Source organism: Actinoallomurus sp. NPDC050550 (assembly GCF_040655075.1).
Classification (GTDB): domain Bacteria; phylum Actinomycetota; class Actinomycetes; order Streptosporangiales; family Streptosporangiaceae; genus Actinoallomurus.
In genome coordinates, this window is sequence record NZ_JBFAJC010000002.1 from 283678 (window position 1) to 300332 (window position 16655).

Here is a 16655-nt window from a genome sequence, read left to right on the forward strand (position 1 = left end):
TCAGCCGGTGAAGGCCAGGGCGTCGATCTCGACCAGCATCGACTCCTGCGGCAGGCCGACGAAGACGGTGGTCCGGCAGGGGAGCACCCCACCCGGGCAGTTCGCCTTGACGAACTCGCCGTACGCCTCGTTCATGGCGGCGAAGTCGTCGCGGTCGGTGAGGTAGACGCGGAACATCACGACGTCCTCGACGCTCGCGCCCCCGGCCTCGAGGATCGCCTTGACGTTCTCCAGGGTCCGCGTGGTCTGCGCCTTCACATCGCCCGGGTGGACGTACTCGCCGGACGCCGGGTCCTGCGGGCCCTGCCCCGACACCTGGACGAGCGGTCCCCGGCGCACCCCCTGGGAGAACACCCACGCCGGGGCGGGCGCGCCCTCGCTCCGGATCTCGATCTTGTCAGCCATGGCCGTTCCCTTCGATCTCGGTGTATCCGCAGTCGGCGGAGATGGTGCGGGCGGTCGTGAGCAGCTCGGGAAGCAGGTCGAGCACCTCGGCGCGGCTCAGTAGGACGTGCGGTACCGAGATCGAGACGGCCGCCGCCACCCGGCCGCTCGCGTCGCGGATGGGCGCGGCGACACAGGTGATGAATGTCTCGTGCTCCGCGTCGTCCATCGCGTATCCCTGCCGGGCCACCCGGGCCAGCTCGGCGAGCAGGGCCTCCGGGTCGGTGATGGTGTTCTCGGTGAACCGGGTGTAGTCGATCGCCTGGACGACCTCGCGTCGCCGCTCGTCGGGCAGGTCGGCCAGGAGCACCTTGGCCAGGGCGGTGCAGTGCAGCGGCACGCGGAGACCGACCCGGGAGTACATCTGGATCGACTGCCCGGAGTCGCGCTTGTCCAGGTAGAACACCTCGCCGCCCTCATAGACGCCGAGGTGCACGGTCTGCCCGGTGGACCGGTTCAGGCGCTGGAGGTGGGGCGCGGCGAGGTCGCGGATCTCACGTTGGGCGAGGGCCGAGTCGGCCAGCGCGAACAACCGCGCGCCCAGGTGGAACCGGTGGAGGCCGTCGCGATAGACGAACCGTTCGTCCTCGAGCGTGCGCAGCAGCCGGAGGACGGTGGTCTTGTGCACGCCGAGCTCACCGGCGAGGTCGTCGAGGGACCGCGGGCCCTTCTCCAGGCCGACGAGTATCCGCAACGCGCGCGCCAGGCTCTGGCTCACCGCACCCTCCGCTCATCGTCGCCGGTCCCACCGGGTCTCCACCGCGGCACGATGCCCCATTACTGCTCATCTGCGACACATGCCCCATTGACTCTCGCGTGGCGGCGATGCTACAACCACTGGAACATATCGCGCAACGGACGTTGCAAAATACGCAACGCCGGAGGTGATCGTGGCAGAGAAGATCGACAAGGACGCCGTCAGCGCGCTGCGCGACGAGCGTCTCGACTGGCGCTTCAAGGCGGTGCCCGCGGCCGCCCACGGCTCGACCGTCGGGGAGTTCCTCGCGGCGCGCCCGGCGCTGGAGGAGTTCGGCACCCCGCTGCTGACGCTGGACGCCGACGCCCTCGACCACAACATCGCCACGATGGCCGGCTGGGCCGCGGCCGCCGGCGTCCACCTCGCGCCGCACGGCAAGACGACGATGGCGCCCGCGCTGTGGAAGCGGCAGCTCGACGCCGGCGCCTGGGGGATCACCCTCGCGAACCTCCCGCAGCTGCGGGTCGGGCGGGCGTTCGGGGTGAGCCGGCTGATGCTCGCGAACGCCCTGCTCGATCCGGCCGGACTGGCGTGGGTGGCGGCCGAGCTCGACCGCGACCCCGACTTCGAGTTCACGTGCTGGGTCGACTCGGTGCCCGGGGTGGAGCTCATGGACGCCGCCCTGCGCGCGGCCGGGTCTCGGCGTCCCGTTGACGTCTGCGTCGAACTGGGCGGGCCCCACGGCCGCACCGGGGTCCGCGACGATCGTGAGGCGCTGCGCATCGCCGACGCCGTACGCGCGACGCCGGCCCTGCGCCTGGCGGGTGTCGGCGGTTACGAGGGCGCGCTCGCCCACGACGCCTCCTCCGCCGGTCTCGCCGCGGTCGAGGCGTACCTGGAGCGGATGGCGGCGCTGCACGAGCGGATGCCGTACGAGATCGCCGACCCGGTGGTGACCGCCGGCGGCAGCGCCTACTTCGACCAGGTCGTCGAGGTCCTCGGCGGAGCGACCGGCCGGGTGGTGCTGCGCAGCGGCGCGTACGTCATCCACGACGACGGCTTCTACCGCGTCATCTCGCCGTTCTCGCGGGGTGCGGGGACGCCGTTCCGCCCGGCAATGCACGGGTGGGCGCGCGTGGTCTCCCGGCCGGAGCCGGGTCTGGCGCTGCTCGACGGCGGAAAACGCGACTTCCCGTACGACGAGGGGCTGCCGGAGCCGCAGTCGATCCGCGGCAAGGGCGCCCTCGGCGGCGCCCGGATCACTGCTCTCAACGACCAGCACGCCTTCCTCCGGTCGGCGGAGGACGGCATGGCGTTGCCGGACGTCGAGGTCGGCGACGTGATCCGCCTGGGGCTCTCCCACCCGTGCACGGCCTTCGACAAGTGGACGCTCATCCCCGTGGTGGACCCCGCCGGCGCGGTCGTGGACCTCGTGCGGACGTGGTTCTGATGGCCGACCTGGTGATTCGCGGCGCGTACGTCGTCGACGGCACGGGCGCGCCGGGACGTACGGCCGACGTCGCCGTCACCGACGGCCGGATCACCGACGTCGCCGTCACCGACGGCCGGATCAGCGAAGTCGGCGGCGCGCCGAACGGCCGCCGGGTCATCGACGCCTCCGGGCTCGCGCTCGCCCCCGGGTTCATCGACATGCACGCCCACTCGGACCTGCGGCTGCTCGTCGAGCCCGACCACGAGGCCAAGGTGAGCCAGGGCGTCACCACCGAGGTCCTCGGCCAGGACGGCCTGTCCTACGCCCCCGTCGACGACACCACGCTCGGCCAGACCCGCCAGGCCATCGCCGGCTGGAACGGCGACCCGCCCGGCTTCGCCTGGGACTGGCGGAGCGTCGGCGAGTACCTCGACCGGCTCGACCAGGGCATCGCGGTCAACGCCTGCTACCTGGTCCCGCAGGGCTCGGTGCGGATGCTCGCGATGGGCTGGGCCGATCGGCCGGCCACCGACGCGGAGCTGGCCCGGCAGAAGGAGCTCGTGTCCACCGGCATGCGCGAAGGCGCGGTGGGGATGTCCAGCGGGCTCACCTACGCGCCCGGCATGTACGCCACGACGCCCGAGCTGGTGGAGCTGTGCCGGGTCGTGGCCGGGCTCGGCGGCTTCTACTCGCCACACCACCGCTCGTACGGCGCCGGAGCCCTCGACGCCTACGCCGAGATGATCGACGTCTCCCGCGCCTCCGGCTGCCCGCTGCACCTCGCGCACGCGACGATGAACTTCCGCGTCAACGCCGGCCGCGCCGCCGAACTGCTGGCCCTGCTGGACGACGCGATCGCCGGCGGCTGCGACATCACGCTCGACACCTACCCGTACCTTCCGGGTTCGACCACGCTCGCGGCACTGCTGCCGAGCTGGGCGTCCGCCGGCGGCCCGGACGCCATCCTGGCCCGGCTGCGCGACCCCGCCGCGCGGGAGCGGATCCGGCACACGATGGAGATCGAGGGCTCCGACGGCTCCCACGGCGTGCCTATCGAGTGGGAGACCGTCCAGATCTCCGGCGCGCGCGAGCCCGCCGTCGTCGGCCGTACGCTCGCCGAGCTGGCCGCCGCGTCGGGCCGGACCCCGTTCGACGTCTACTGCGACCGGCTCCTCGCCGACGAACTCGCGACGACGATCCTGCAGCTCGTCGGGAACGAGGAGAACGTCCGCGCGATCATGCGGCACCCGGCGCACACCGGCGGAAGCGACGGCCTGCTCGCGGCGGCCAGGCCCCATCCCCGCGCGTGGGGCACGTTCCCGCGGTACCTCGGCCACTACGTCCGCGAGCTGGGCGTCCTCACGCTCGAAGAGTGCGTCGCGCACCTGACCGGACGCCCGGCGCGCCGGCTCAAGCTGACCGACCGCGGACTGATCCGGCCCGGCCACCACGCCGACCTCGTCCTGTTCGACCCGGCGACCGTACGGGACACCGCGACGTTCGACGAGCCCCGTCGGCGGCCCGAGGGCATCCCGTACGTCTTCGTCGGCGGCGTCGCCGTCATCGCCGACGGCCGGCACACCGGGGCGCTGCCCGGACGGTCGCTGCGCCGCACCCCGCACGGAGACACCCGCTGAGCAGGGCGGTCAACGAGACCGCCCGATCGCCTGAGCCTTCAGACCGCCCCGACCACCCGAGCCCCCAAAGACCCCCCGATCACCCGAGCCCCCCGACCACCCGAGCCCCCGCGACGACCACCCGACCCTGTCCCGAACCCGAGCCCCGCACGACCACCCGAGCGCCCCGACCATCCGAGCCCCTCGGGACCGCCTCGACCATCCGACCGCACCGACCACCCGAGCCCCTCGAGAACGCCCCGACCACTCGAGCCTTCCTCTCCGAGACCGCGCCGATCACCTGAGCCTTCTTCCCCCGGATCCCCGCCGCACCGCGGGCGATCACCCCGCTCCCAGAAGGGTCACGCATCATGCACTGGCTGCAACACGAGACCGGAGGTCTGCTGCTGCTCTGCGCGGTAGCGATCGCCGTTCTGCTCTTCCTCATCATCAAGGTCAAGCTCGAGCCGTTCATCGCGCTCATCGTGTCGGGCCTGCTGCTCGCGCTGGCCGCGGGGCTGAGCGTGACCCAGATCGTGGGCACGGCGCTGAGTTCCAAGACGTCCATCCTGGAGACCGGGTTCGGCGGGATCCTCGGGCACATCGCGCCGATCATCGGACTGGGCACGATCCTCGGCGCGATCCTGGAGGCCTCCGGAGGCGCCGACGTCCTGACCCGGCGGCTGCTGGGGGTGTTCGGCGAGAGGGGCGCCCCGCTGGCGATGGGCCTGTCCGGCCTCATCTTCGGCATCCCGGTCTTTTTTGATATCGGCATCTTCGTCCTCGCGCCGCTCGTGTACATCACGGCCCGGCGCGGCACGCGTTCCCTGATCACCTACGCGCTCCCGCTGCTCGCGGGCTTGTCCATGACCCACGCGTTCCTGCCCCCGCACCCCGGCCCCGTGGCCGTCGCCGGGCTGCTCGGGGTCAGCCTCGGCTGGCTCATCGTCATGGGCCTGGTCTGCGGCATCCCGGCGTTCCTCGTCGCCGGCGTCGCGTGGGGCGCGTGGATCGGCGACCGGGTGCGCGTCGAGGTGCCCGAGGACTTCGTCGTCGGTGAGGAGAGCGCCGAGCGCGCGGAGCGGCCCGAACCGCCCCTCAGCCTGGTGGGCGCGATCATCGCCGTGCCGCTCGTGCTGATCCTCCTCGCCACCTTCGGCGACGTCTGGTGGAAGAACAGCTCCGTGCTTCCCGTGCTGACCTTCCTCGGCACGCCCGCCGTCGCCCTGACCATCTCCGTCCTGCTCGCGATGTGGCTGCTCGGCACGCGCCGCGGCATCCCGGCCTCCGAGCTGGCCTCGCTCGCGTCCGCGTCGCTGCGCCCGGTCGGCATGATCCTGCTGGTCGTCGGCGGCGGCGCGTTCTTCGGCGCGGTCATCGCCGCGACCGGCGTGGGAAAGGCCCTGGCCGGCACGATGTCCGACGCGGGCCTGCCGGTCATCGTCCTCGCCTACCTGATCAGCTGCGGGCTCCGGCTCGCCCAGGGATCGGCGACCGTCGCGCTCGTCACCACCGGCGGCATCATCGGCCCGCTGGTCCAGAGCCATCACTACGGCCAGGCGCACCTCGCGCTGATCGCGATGGCGGTCGCCGCCGGCTCGATCATCGCCTCGCATCTCAACGACGGCGGCTTCTGGATCGTGTCCCGCTACTTCAACATGTCGGTCAAGGAGACGTTGAAGACCTGGACCGTGCTCGAGACGATCCTGTCCGTCGTCGGGTTCGCGATGGCGGGCCTGCTCAGCCTGGTGATCTGAACTCGCTCTCCCGCCGGTCTTCGGCCACACCCCTTGGCGGGGTGTGGCCGAAGACCGCGGACTACCGGCCGGGCAGGGCGGTGACGGTGCCCGCGCCGACCGTGCGGCCGCCCTCGCGGATCGCGAAGCCGAGGCCCTCCTCCAGGGCGACCGGTCGGCCCAGCTCCACCGCCATCGTGACGGTGTCACCGGGCAGCGCCATCCCGCCCTCGCCCAGGTCGATGTCGCCGACCACGTCCGTCGTCCGGATGTGGAACTGCGGCCGGTACCCGGTGAAGAACGGCCGGTTCCGGCCGCCCTCCTCGGCGCCGAGGATGTACACCTCGGCCTGGAACCGCGCGTGCGGGCGGATCGCCCCCGGCGCGGCGACGACCTGACCGCGGCGCACCTGCTCCCGGCGGACGCCCCGCAGCAGCACGGCCGTGTTGTCGCCGGCCTCCGCGTGGTCCATCGACTGGCCGAACGTCTCCAGGCCGGTCGCGACCGTGGTCAGGGTCGCACCCAGCCCGACGACCTCGACGTGGTCGCCGACCCGGATCGCGCCCTGCTCGACGACGCCGGTGACGACGGTGCCCCGCCCGGTGATCGTCAGCACGTTCTCGATCGGCAGCAGGAACGGCCGGTCGAGGATCCGCGCCGGGATCGGCACGTACGCGTCGACCGCCGCGAGAAGGTCGTCGATCCGCTTCGTCCAGTACGGGTCGTCCTCGAGGGCCCGCAGCCCGGACACGCGGACCACGGGGATCTCCTCCCCGGGGAAGCCGTAGGCCGACAGCAGCTCACGGACCTCCAGCTCGACCAGGTCGAGCAGCTCGGGGTCCGACACGGCGTCGGCCTTGTTGAGGGCGACGACGACGTGGCGGACTCCCACCTGCCGGGCGAGCACCACGTGCTCCCGCGTCTGGGGCATCGCGCCGTCCAGCGCGGACACGACGAGGATCGCCCCATCGATCTGCGCCGCGCCGGTGACCATGTTCTTGATGTAGTCGGCGTGGCCGGGCATGTCGACGTGGGCGTAGTGCCGCGTCGACGTCTCGTACTCCACGTGCGCGATGTTGATCGTGATGCCGCGGTCGCGCTCCTCCGGGGCGCGGTCGATGCCCTCGAAGGGCACGACCCGGGCCAGCCCCTGCCGGCTCAGCACCTTGGTGATCGCCGCGGTGAGGGTGGTCTTGCCGTGGTCGACGTGGCCCATCGTGCCGATGTTGAGGTGCGGCTTGCCGCGTTCGTAGATCTGCTTGGCCATGATTCGTCCTCGCGTCGTGATCGAACGTGAGAACCCGGGCAGGGGACGAGGCCCCTGCCGTGCCACCCTCCTCCGCGGGTTCTCGAAGGACGGGGCGGAGGAGGGTCAGCGTCGCAGGCCGTCGGCGAGCACGGCCGCGGCGCCCGGCGCGTCGAGGTGCGCGGGCGTCAGGAGGGCGGCCATGCGGAACATGCCACGAAGGTACGGCGCGCGGCGCCGCCGGTCGATCGATTTTTCGGCCGAGGATCTTTCGGGAACCTCGGCGATCAGGAACGGACGGTCACCGACAGGTTCGCCAGGCGGTCCTGATCGTCGAACTCCGCGACACAGGCACCGCCGTCCGGCAGCGTCGCGATGATCGACGTCTCGGTCTGCCGGTACGCCAGCCGATGATGGCTGAAGAACCGCATGACGGTCAGCCGATGATCGGCGGGGAACAGGGAGAGAGCGTTGGTGATCAGGCGGGGCGCCGTGGCGGAGTCCCACGTGGCCGCCGGGACGGCCGGGTCGCGGACGGCGAAGTAGGCGATCCCGCCATCGTAGGGACCGGGGATCGTGCCGGTCAGGCCGAGCATGCTGGTGGCGACCATGGCGATCGGCTCACCGCCGTTCCGGGCCGGTCCCTCGTACCAGGACAGGTCCAGCTCGCCCGAGGTCATCTCGGGGATCCCGAGGCGGGAGCCCATGGCCTTCGGGTTCAGCACCCCCGGGTGGGAGGGGCCGAACTGCGGGTTGGCCCAGCCCCACAGCCAGCTGCGGTCCTTCTCGGCGAAGCTCCCGATGAGGGCCACGTGCAGGGTGACGTCTCCCTGCGTATAGGTGCCGGTCGTCAGGTCGGTGCTCCAGTCGGCCGCCGGCAGGAACTCCGCCAAAACCTCCTGTTGCTGTGCGGCGACCGCCGCGTAGGCGGCACCAAGCCGCTCGAACGCCGGGCTGAATCCAGACATGGCGGGCACACTATCTCAGAAGATTCATGCCGCGACGTGGGCCGGTCGACGTCCAGGTTAAGGCGGTACGCTGCGATGTTCACCGACGCCGGGGGAGGGCGAGTGGCGAGCCGGATTCGCGCAGGAGTGCTGGCGGCGCTTGCGATCACTGTGCTGGGCGTGCCCATTGGGCTTTTGTGGGTCGCCCTCGCACCGCGGACGGCCTATCAGATATCGGGCGGTAAGGCGCTCCTCGCCGATCCGGAGGCCGGGACGCTGATCGCGGCGGACGGTTGGTTCGCCGTGGTCACCGCCGCGGCGGGCCTGCTGTGCGGCGTCGCCGCCTACCTCCTGGCCGGGCGCCTGGGCGAGTTCGGCATGCTCGCCGGGACCGCCGTCGGCGCCGGTGCGGCGGCCGTCGTGGCGTGGCGGCTGGGCCATGTCATCGGCCTGAGCGCCTACCACCATGCGCTGCGGGCGGGTGGGGACGGCACGCTGGTCCGGGCCCCGCTCGCCCTGCACGCCTTCGGCGTGGTCCTCGCCTGGCCGCTGACGGCGGCGGTGGTGTTCGGCCTGCTGGAGGCGCTGGACGTGGCGGGCCGGGAGTCGCGCAGGCGGCTAGCCGCGGGCGATCCCGGCCGTGGCGGCGCCGGTCAGCCGGACCAGGTCGGCGGGGGCCAGTTCGATCTGGAGGCCACGCCGACCGGCCGAGACGTAGATCGTCGGGAACCCTGACGCGGACGCGTCGACGACCGTCGGCAGCCGCTTGCGCTGCCCGAGCGGGCTGATGCCGCCCCGGACGTAGCCGGTGACGCGCTCGGCCTGCGCCGGGTCGGCCATGGCGGCGCGCTTGCCGCCGGTGGCGGCGGCCAGCGCCTTGAGGTCGAGCGTGGACGACACCGGTACGACCGCGACGGTGAGGTCGCCGTCGACCTCGGCCACCAGCGTCTTGAAGAGCCGGTCGTGCGGCACGCCGAGGGCGTCGGCCGCGGCCTCGCCGTAGGAGTCCGCGTCGGAGCCGGCCTCGTACGGGTGCAGGGTGAAGAGGATTCCGGCGCGTGTCGCCGACACAGTGGCGGGCGTGCCCTTGCCGCCCGATCGCCGGTTGGATGCCACTGGTGGTCTTTCCTTCCTCGGGGTCAGTTGGGACTGACGGTGCCGCCGAGGAACTCCGCCGCGGGAACGGTCGGGAAGGCCTCCAGGAGGAGGTTCTCCCGGCGGAGCAGGCCGTACTCCAGGCGGAGCCGGGTCGCGGCGTCCTCGGCCTCGAGCAGCCGCTGTTGGTCCGGGCGGTCCAGGACCACGGAGGCGGCGACCAGATACGACAGCTGGATGGGATCCGTCGGCAGGTCGTCGAGCGCGGCCACCTCGGCGCCGTGCTCGGTCAGCCGGTCGCAGTAGCGGTGGAACAGACGGGTCACCGGCCCGGCGATCTTGTCGGCGCCGGGGCCGTCCTCCTCCGGCAGGAGGGTGACGTCGGCGTTGAGGTAGGAGAGCGAGTCGTCGATCTGCTCGATGTGGAAGCGCGTTCCGCCGGTCGTGACGACGTCGTACCGGCCGTCGTCGTGCTGCTGGATGCCCCGGATCTCCGCGGTGCAGCCGACGGACGAGAGCCGGCGGGCGGCACCAGGACCGACCTCATGGCCGAGTTCGATCGAGACGACGCCGAACCGATGCGGCTCTTCGGACTCGAGGAGATCGCGCATCAGGTCGCGGTACCGCTCCTCGAAGACCTGGAGGGGCAGCACCAGCCCCGGGAACAGCACGGCTCCCAGCGGAAAGATCGGCAGCCGTTCGGTCACGGCGCCAGCGTACGACGTTCCGGCCCTCGCCGTCGCCTCGGATTTCGGGCGTTTCTGTGATCTACAACGTAAAGGCCCTGGCTCGGAACGATCACGAGGCTGATAACCGGAACGTTCCAGGGGCGATGTGACCGTAGTCACCTTGAACTAGATCGCGTCAACCGGCACACACCACCACGACCTGCGGAGTTAGGGTCGGACGACCGCGCGGCCACGCCGTCGCGGCACGGCGGTACCTCCCGCCGGTGGTTTCGCCCGGAGGCCCGTATGTGGCTCAGCATGTTCTTCCTGACGATCGCCAGTCTCTGCGTCGGATTCATCCTCGGCTGGATCGTCGCCCGCCCTCGCCGCTGGGGCGGCTTCCCCGACGTCGGCCCGGCCGGCGCCGAACGGCCGGAGACCCGGCCGGAGTTCACCGGAGGCGCACGACCGGGCGTGTAGGCCCGAATGATCAACGGTGACGGCATGCGCGTGTATGTCGTGGACGCCTTCACCGACCGCCCGTCGACATACCGGCGCGTACGGATTCTTGGTGTCTCGGTGGGTGAGACCGGCGTCCGGGCCGGTGGGGGTCCTTCGTAGACTGATCAGGTGATATCCCGTATCGACCTGCGCGGGTCCCTGCCGGACGACCTGCGCTCCGTGCTGCCGAGAGCCGAGCTCGACGTCGAGGCCGCCCTGGAGAAGGTGCGGCCCATCTGCGATGACGTACGCCATCGCGGCGCCGAGGCCGTACGGGACTACACCGCGCGCTTCGACGGGGTGAAGGTCGAGTCGCTGCGGGTGCCCGTCGCGGCCATCGGCTGCGCCCTCGACGAACTGGACCCGGCCGTCCGCGACGCGCTCGAGGAGTGCATCCGCCGCACCCGCGTCGTCCACCGCGCCCAGCGGCGCACCGACGTCACCACCCAGGTGGTGCCGGGCGGCACCGTCACCGAGCGGTGGGTGCCGGTGGAGCGGGTCGGGCTCTACGTCCCCGGCGGCCAGGCCGTCTACCCCTCCAGCGTCGTGATGAACGTCGTGCCCGCCCAGGAGGCGGGGGTCGACTCCCTCGCGGTGACGTCGCCCGCCCAGCAGGAGTTCGAGGGACTGCCGCACCCGACGATCCTCGCGACGTGCGCGCTGCTCGGCGTGGACGAGGTGTACGCCGCGGGCGGCGCGCAGGCCGTCGCGATGTTCGCCTACGGCACCGAGGAGTGCCGGCGCGTCGACATGGTCACCGGGCCGGGCAACATCTGGGTCGCGGCGGCCAAGCGGCTGCTCAAGGGCGTGATCGGCATCGACTCCGAGGCCGGCCCCACCGAGGTCGCGGTCCTGGCCGACGCCACCGCGGACCCGGTGCATGTCGCCGCCGACCTGATCAGCCAGGCCGAGCACGACACGCTCGCCGCCGCCGTCCTCGTCACCGACTCCGAGGAGGTGGCCGCCGCCGTGGAGCGCGAGCTGGCCGCGCAGGTCGCGCGGACCAAGCACGCCGAGCGCATCACCGCCGCCCTGGCCGGCCGCCAGTCCGGGATCGTGCTCGTCGACGACGTCGACGCGGGGCTGAAGGTCGTCGACGCCTACGCCGCCGAGCACCTGGAGATCCAGACCACCGACGCCCGTACGGTCGCCGCGCGCGTCCGCAACGCCGGCGCGATCTTCGTCGGCCCGCACGCGCCGGTGTCGCTCGGCGACTACATGGCCGGCTCGAACCACGTGCTGCCCACGGGCGGCTGTGCCTGCCACTCCAGCGGTCTGTCGGTGCAGACGTTCCTGCGCGGCATCCACGTGGTCGACTACGACGAGCAGGCCCTGGCGGAGACGACCCGGCGGGTCGTCACGCTCGCCGAGGCCGAGGACCTGCCCGCCCACGGCGCCGCCATGAAGGCGCGGTTCGATTGGGGAATCCCCGAGTGACGTCTCTGAGCGATCTGCCGATCCGCGACGACCTGCGCGGGAGGGAGCCGTACGGAGCGCCGCAGCTCGACGTACCCGTACGCCTCAACACGAACGAGAACCCCTACCCGCCGTCGCCGCGGCTGGTCGAGGCGCTCGGCCGCGCGGTCGCCGACGTCGCCGGCGGCCTCAACCGCTACCCCGACCGCGACGCCGTCGAGCTGCGCAAGGACCTCGCCGACTATCTCGGTCATGGGCTCACCGCGCGGCAGGTCTGGGCGGCCAACGGCTCCAACGAGATCATTCAGCAGATCCTGCAGGCGTTCGGCGGCCCGGGGCGTTCCGCGATGGGCTTCGAGCCGTCGTACTCCATGCATCCGATCATCACCCGCGTCAGCGGCACGGCGTGGATCGACGCGTACCGCGACGAGGACTTCGGGCTCGAGGCCGAGCGGGCGGTCGCGGCGATCGGGGAGCACCGGCCCGACATCGTGTTCCTGACCTCGCCGAACAACCCGACGGGCACGTCGCTGTCGCTCGAGGCGATCGAGGCGGTGCTGAAGGTCGCGCCGGGCATGGTCGTGGTCGACGAGGCGTACGCCGAGTTCCGCCGGGAGGGGACGCCGAGCGCGCTGTCGCTGCTGCCGGGCAATCCACGGCTGATCGTGACCCGGACGATGAGCAAGGCGTTCGCGATGGCGGGCACCCGCGTGGGCTACCTCGCCGCCGACCCGGCGGTGATCGACGCGCTGCTGCTCGTCCGCCTGCCGTACCACCTGTCGGCGGTGACGCAGACGGTTGCGCGGACGGCGATCGCGTTTCAGGAGGAGCTGCTGGGCGCGGTGCAGGCGCTGCGTACCGAGCGCGACGCCCTGGTCGGCTGGCTGCGCGGCGAGGGTTTCCAGGTCGCCGACTCGGACGCGAACTTCGTTCTGTTCGGGAGGTTCCCCGACCGGCGCGCCGTCTGGCAGGGCGTGCTCGACCGCGGCGTGCTGATCCGCGAGGTGGGGCCGCCGGAGTGGCTGCGGGTGAGCGTCGGGACGCCCGAGGAGATGGCGGCGTTCCGCGCCGCCCTGAAGGAGAGTACGTGAGTTCTACCGGAGGAGAGCGGATGCGGACCGGACGCGTCGAGCGCGGCACGAAGGAGACCCAGGTCGTCGTCGAGGTCGACCTGGACGGCACCGGGCGGGTGGACGTCGCCACCGGCGTCGGCTTCTTCGACCATATGCTGACGCAGCTCGGCAAGCACGGGTCGTTCGACCTGACCGTGAAGACCTCCGGTGACCTGCACATCGACAGCCACCACACGATCGAGGACACCGCGATCGCGCTGGGTCAGGCGTTCCGCGAGGCGCTCGGCGACAAGTCCGGCATCCGGCGGTTCGCCGACGCGAGCGTGCCGTTGGACGAGACGCTCGCCCAGGTCACGGTCGACCTGTCCGGCCGGCCGTACCTCGTGCACACCGAGCCGGAGGGCATCGCCCCGATGATCGGTCCGGACTACGACACGACGATGACCCGGCACATCTTCGAGGCGTTCGTCTTCAACGCCGCGATCTGCCTGCACGTCCACGTCCCGTACGGGCGCAACGCGCACCACATCGTCGAGGCCCAGTTCAAGGCCCTCGCCCGGGCGCTGCGCGACGCCGTCGCCCACGACCCGCGCGCGCACGGCATTCCCTCGACCAAGGGCACGCTGTGAAGAACGTCGTCGTCCTCGACTACGGATCGGGCAACCTCCGGTCCGCCGAGCGGGCCATCGCCCGCGTCGGCGCGGACGTCACGGTCACGGCCGACTTCGACGCCGCCCTGAACGCCGACGGCCTGGTCGTGCCGGGCGTCGGCGCCTTCGCCGCCTGCATGAACGGCCTGCGCGGCGTCCGCGGCGAGCAGATCATCGGCCGCCGGCTCGCCGGTGGCCGTCCGGTGCTGGGCATCTGCGTCGGCATGCAGATCCTGTTCGAGAAGGGCGTCGAGCATGGGATCGCCACCGACGGCTGCGCGGAGTGGCCGGGCACGGTGGAGCGGATCGAGGCGCCGATCCTGCCGCACATGGGCTGGAACACCGTCGAGGCCCCGGAGGGGACGGTCCTGTTCGCCGGCCTCGAGCCGGACACCCGGTTCTACTTCGTGCACTCGTACGGCGTGCGCCGCTGGGAGATGCCGCCCGGCCGGTTCACGCCGCCGCTGGTGACCTGGAGCGAGCACGGCGAGCGTTTCGTCGCCGCGGTGGAGAACGGCCCGCTGAGCGCGACGCAGTTCCACCCGGAGAAGTCCGGTGACGCCGGGGCCGCCGTCCTGAAGAACTGGCTGTCGACGCTCTCATGAGCAAGGAGCGTCAGCGGCGGCGCGCCGAGCGGGAGGCCGAACGCGAGCGCGCCGCCGCCGAGGCCGCCCGCCGGAACGCCCGCGCGGCCCGCCGCCGCGCGCTGGTCGCTCGGTTCACGCGGTGGGTGCCGCGCCGGTCCGGCCGGCCCGGCGGCATTCTCGCCCGCCGCCGCCGCGAGCAGAACGCCATCGTGGCGGTCGTGTTCCTGCTCGTCCAGGTGATCACCTGGATCAACCTGTCCTCGTGGATGGAGCGGCTGGGGGTGCTGGCGCTGTCGGTGTTCCTGATCCCCGTGTTCGTCACACTCGCCTTCGACCGCCGGTCCTGACCAGGCGTTCACGGAGTGACGATCGCGAAGTCGGGGTCCGGCGCGTCCAGCGTGGCCAGCAGTCGGCCGAGCGCCGAGGTGTCGCCGTCGACCTCGATCCCGGGAGGAGTCCCGCCGATGGCGAGGGCGGCCAGCGCCCCGGCCGGCAGGAGGAGCATCGCGTCGGCGGGATCCGCCTGTGGCGCCTTCGTGTAGGTGAGGACGCCGTTGCGCAGCACGACCCGGTACCGTGCGCCGGTGTCGGTGAGGACGAGGTCGAGCACGACCCGTTCGTCCCAGCTGCGCGGGCCGTTCACCCGGATCGCCAGGGAGTCGAAGACCTGCTCGGCGCTCAACTGGGCGAGCATGTCCGGTGAGGCGGTGGCCGTGGGCGTGCCGAACCCGCCGTGGCGCAGTTCGTGGGCACCGGACAGGTAGGCACAGCGCCAGGTCCCGTTCTCCGCGCCATAGCCGAGCTGTTCGAAGGTGTCCGCCAGCAGTTCCCGCGCGGCCTCATGGTCCGGCTCGGCGAACACCACGTGGCCGAGCACCTCGGCCACCCAGCGGAAGTCGCCGTCGGCGAAGGACTCCCGTGCCTTGGCGACGACGGCGTCCGCGCCGCCCATGAACGCGACGTACCGGCGCCCGGCCTCGACCGGCGGGTGCGGCCAGAGGCGGGCCGGGTTGCCGTCGTACCAGCCCATGTAGCGCTGGTAGATCGCTCTGACGTTGTGACTCACGGAGCCGTAGTAGCCACGCGTGTGCCACGCGCGCTCCAGCGCGGGCGGCAGCACCATCGCCTCGGCGATCTCAGGCCCGGTCAGGCCCTGGTTGATCATGCGCACGGTCTGGTCGTGCAGGTATGCGTAGAGGTCACGCTGCAGACCGAGGAACTCGACCGCGCGCTCGCGCCCCCAGATGGGCCAGTGGTGGGAGGCGAAGAGGACCTCCAGGTCCGCGCCGAACAGGTCGATGGCCTCGGTCAGGTAGCCCGCCCAGACACGCGAGTCGCGCACCAGGGCACCGCGGATCGTGAGGATGTTGTGCAGCACGTGCGTGGCGTTCTCGGCGATGCACAGCGCGCGCCGCTCGGGAAGGTACAGGTGCATCTCGGCGGGCGCCTCGCTTCCCGGAGCCATCTGGAAGACCACGCGGACACCGTCAAGGATCTGCTCTTCGCCCGTCGCGGTGATCTCGACGGTCGGCGGGACGAGCCCCACCGCACCGGTCGACACCGTCTGCCCCAGCCCGGCGCCGACCTGCCCTCGCGGCCCGCGCTCCAGGGCGGCGCCGTACATGTAACCGGATCGGCGGGCCATCGCCGTCCCCGCGTAGACGTTCTCACTGACGGCGTGACCGGTGAACCCGGCCGGCGCGACGATCGGGACGTCGCCGGCTTCGGCGTCCGCCATGGGGAGCACGCCGCGGACGCCGCCGAAGTGATCCGCGTGGCTGTGCGTGTACACGATCCCGGTGATCGGACGGTCGCCGCGATGCTCACGGTAGAGGCCGAGCGCGGCCGCGGCGGTCTCGGCGGAGAGCAGTGGGTCGATGACGATGACCCCGCGCTCGCCCTCGACCAGCGTCATATTGGACAGATCCAGGCCACGCACCTGGTAGATCCCCGGCACTACCTCGAACAGTCCCTGGATCGCGGTGAGACAGGACTGCCGCCACAGGCTGGGGTTGACCGTCTCCGGGGCCTCATCCCCATCCCCGAGAAACCGGTACGAGTCGCCGTCCCAGACGACGCGACCGTCGGCGGCGCGCACGTCGCTTGGAGCGAGGGCACCGAGAAAGCCGCGCCGGGCATCCTCGAAGTCCTGCCGGTCGTGGAACGGCAACGTCTTCAGCGTCTGCTCGTGCTGCGCGATGACCGGCTCGGTGGCCGGTTTCTGCGTGATGTCCATCTGACTTATCCCTCCACGGGTCCTACCCACGGAGGTCTTCACGCGACCGGTCTGCGGCCGGCGACCTGTGTGGGGTCCCCGTCACCGTTCTCTGCCATCAGTTCGGCCCACCGGCCCGCAGCGGGCGATCGCCGCCGTTGGTTCCGGCGTTGGGGTTGCTTTCGTTGGAGGTGTCGCCGTTGTGGTTGTTGTTTTTGTTGTTGTCTTTCTGGCTGTTGGTTCCGGCGTTGGGGTTGCTTTCGTTGGAGGTGTCGCCGTTGTGGTTGTTGTTTTTGTTGTTGTCTTTCTGGCTGTTGGTTCCGGCGTTGGGG

17 protein-coding genes and 1 pseudogene are annotated in these 16655 nt (G+C 71.6%); 10 read left to right on the forward strand and 8 right to left on the reverse strand.

Annotated elements, in window-relative coordinates; all coding sequences use genetic code 11:
• Complete coding sequence (locus AB0I04_RS03650) at nucleotides 1-405, reverse strand: RidA family protein (RefSeq protein ID WP_360878346.1); 405 nt, start codon at nucleotides 403-405, stop codon at nucleotides 1-3.
• Entirely contained in the window at nucleotides 398-1162 is a 765-nt protein-coding gene (locus tag AB0I04_RS03655; protein WP_360878349.1) for an IclR family transcriptional regulator, read from the reverse strand. The genes AB0I04_RS03650 and AB0I04_RS03655 overlap by 8 nt, the downstream gene beginning before the upstream one ends.
• A 172-nt stretch (nucleotides 1163-1334) precedes the next feature.
• Here AB0I04_RS03655 and AB0I04_RS03660 point away from each other — a divergent pair, with 172 nt between their 5' ends.
• The 3 genes from AB0I04_RS03660 (at nucleotide 1335) to AB0I04_RS03670 (ending at nucleotide 5946) form a co-directional block, all read left to right on the forward strand.
• A complete protein-coding gene (locus AB0I04_RS03660; protein ID WP_360878352.1) occupies nucleotides 1335-2591 on the forward strand; it encodes an amino acid deaminase in 1257 nt (418 codons plus the stop codon).
• Nucleotides 2591-4210 (forward strand): D-aminoacylase, encoded by a 1620-nt coding sequence (locus AB0I04_RS03665; RefSeq protein WP_360878355.1) that lies wholly within the window; start codon nucleotides 2591-2593, stop codon nucleotides 4208-4210. Before AB0I04_RS03660 ends, AB0I04_RS03665 begins: the two co-directional genes overlap by 1 nt.
• Before the next feature lie 350 nt (nucleotides 4211-4560).
• Nucleotides 4561-5946, forward strand: a complete 1386-nt coding sequence (locus AB0I04_RS03670) for a gluconate:H+ symporter (RefSeq protein WP_360878358.1) — start codon at nucleotides 4561-4563, stop codon at nucleotides 5944-5946.
• 61 nt (nucleotides 5947-6007) lie between these two features.
• Here the strand turns inward: AB0I04_RS03670 and tuf are convergent, their stop codons facing one another.
• Together tuf and AB0I04_RS03680 are read right to left on the reverse strand one after the other, a co-directional pair.
• Entirely contained in the window at nucleotides 6008-7192 is a 1185-nt protein-coding gene (gene tuf / locus AB0I04_RS03675) for an elongation factor Tu (RefSeq protein ID WP_360878361.1), read from the reverse strand.
• A 266-nt stretch (nucleotides 7193-7458) separates the two neighbouring features.
• Nucleotides 7459-8139 (reverse strand): DUF6882 domain-containing protein, encoded by a 681-nt coding sequence (locus AB0I04_RS03680; protein WP_360878364.1) that lies wholly within the window; start codon nucleotides 8137-8139, stop codon nucleotides 7459-7461.
• 159 nt (nucleotides 8140-8298) lie between these two features.
• Between AB0I04_RS03680 and AB0I04_RS03685 the strand changes: the two genes are divergently transcribed.
• Nucleotides 8299-8853 carry a hypothetical protein gene (locus AB0I04_RS03685; RefSeq protein ID WP_360878367.1) on the forward strand — a complete coding sequence of 185 codons (555 nt, stop codon included), beginning with the start codon at nucleotides 8299-8301 and terminating at the stop codon, nucleotides 8851-8853.
• Here the strand turns inward: AB0I04_RS03685 and ybaK are convergent.
• Nucleotides 8737-9234 carry a Cys-tRNA(Pro) deacylase gene (gene ybaK / locus AB0I04_RS03690; RefSeq protein ID WP_360878370.1) on the reverse strand — a complete coding sequence of 166 codons (498 nt, stop codon included), beginning with the start codon at nucleotides 9232-9234 and terminating at the stop codon, nucleotides 8737-8739. The genes AB0I04_RS03685 and ybaK overlap by 117 nt on opposite strands.
• Before the next feature lie 23 nt (nucleotides 9235-9257).
• On the reverse strand, nucleotides 9258-9920 hold the full coding sequence (locus AB0I04_RS03695) for an LON peptidase substrate-binding domain-containing protein (RefSeq protein WP_360878372.1): 663 nt from the start codon (nucleotides 9918-9920) through the stop codon (nucleotides 9258-9260).
• Between the two features lie 267 nt (nucleotides 9921-10187).
• On the opposite strand from AB0I04_RS03695, the gene AB0I04_RS03700 reads away from it, so the two are divergent.
• The 6 genes from AB0I04_RS03700 to AB0I04_RS03725 all read left to right on the forward strand — a co-directional run bounded on the left by AB0I04_RS03700 (nucleotide 10188) and on the right by AB0I04_RS03725 (nucleotide 14455).
• Entirely contained in the window at nucleotides 10188-10361 is a 174-nt protein-coding gene (locus AB0I04_RS03700; protein ID WP_360878375.1) for a hypothetical protein, read from the forward strand.
• Between the two features lie 150 nt (nucleotides 10362-10511).
• Nucleotides 10512-11819 carry a histidinol dehydrogenase gene (gene hisD, locus AB0I04_RS03705; protein ID WP_360878378.1) on the forward strand — a complete coding sequence of 436 codons (1308 nt, stop codon included), beginning with the start codon at nucleotides 10512-10514 and terminating at the stop codon, nucleotides 11817-11819.
• The gene (locus AB0I04_RS03710) at nucleotides 11816-12889 is read left to right on the forward strand and encodes a histidinol-phosphate transaminase (RefSeq protein WP_360878380.1); all 1074 of its coding nucleotides are present in this window, start codon (nucleotides 11816-11818) and stop codon (nucleotides 12887-12889) included. Before hisD ends, AB0I04_RS03710 begins: the two co-directional genes overlap by 4 nt.
• 20 nt (nucleotides 12890-12909) lie before the next feature.
• Complete coding sequence (gene hisB / locus AB0I04_RS03715) at nucleotides 12910-13500, forward strand: imidazoleglycerol-phosphate dehydratase HisB (protein WP_360878822.1); 591 nt, start codon at nucleotides 12910-12912, stop codon at nucleotides 13498-13500.
• Entirely contained in the window at nucleotides 13497-14126 is a 630-nt protein-coding gene (gene hisH / locus AB0I04_RS03720; RefSeq protein WP_360878383.1) for an imidazole glycerol phosphate synthase subunit HisH, read from the forward strand. The genes hisB and hisH overlap by 4 nt, the downstream gene beginning before the upstream one ends.
• A complete protein-coding gene (locus AB0I04_RS03725) occupies nucleotides 14123-14455 on the forward strand; it encodes a hypothetical protein (RefSeq protein ID WP_360878386.1) in 333 nt (110 codons plus the stop codon). Before hisH ends, AB0I04_RS03725 begins: the two co-directional genes overlap by 4 nt.
• Nucleotides 14456-14463: 8 nt before the next feature.
• On the opposite strand, the gene AB0I04_RS03730 is transcribed toward AB0I04_RS03725, so the two are convergent.
• Together AB0I04_RS03730 and AB0I04_RS03735 are read right to left on the reverse strand one after the other, a co-directional pair.
• The gene (locus AB0I04_RS03730) at nucleotides 14464-16344 is read right to left on the reverse strand and encodes an alkyl sulfatase dimerization domain-containing protein (RefSeq protein ID WP_360878389.1); all 1881 of its coding nucleotides are present in this window, start codon (nucleotides 16342-16344) and stop codon (nucleotides 14464-14466) included.
• A gap of 97 nt (nucleotides 16345-16441) precedes the next feature.
• Nucleotides 16442-16655, reverse strand: a pseudogene (locus tag AB0I04_RS03735) (hypothetical protein); the annotation flags it as partial.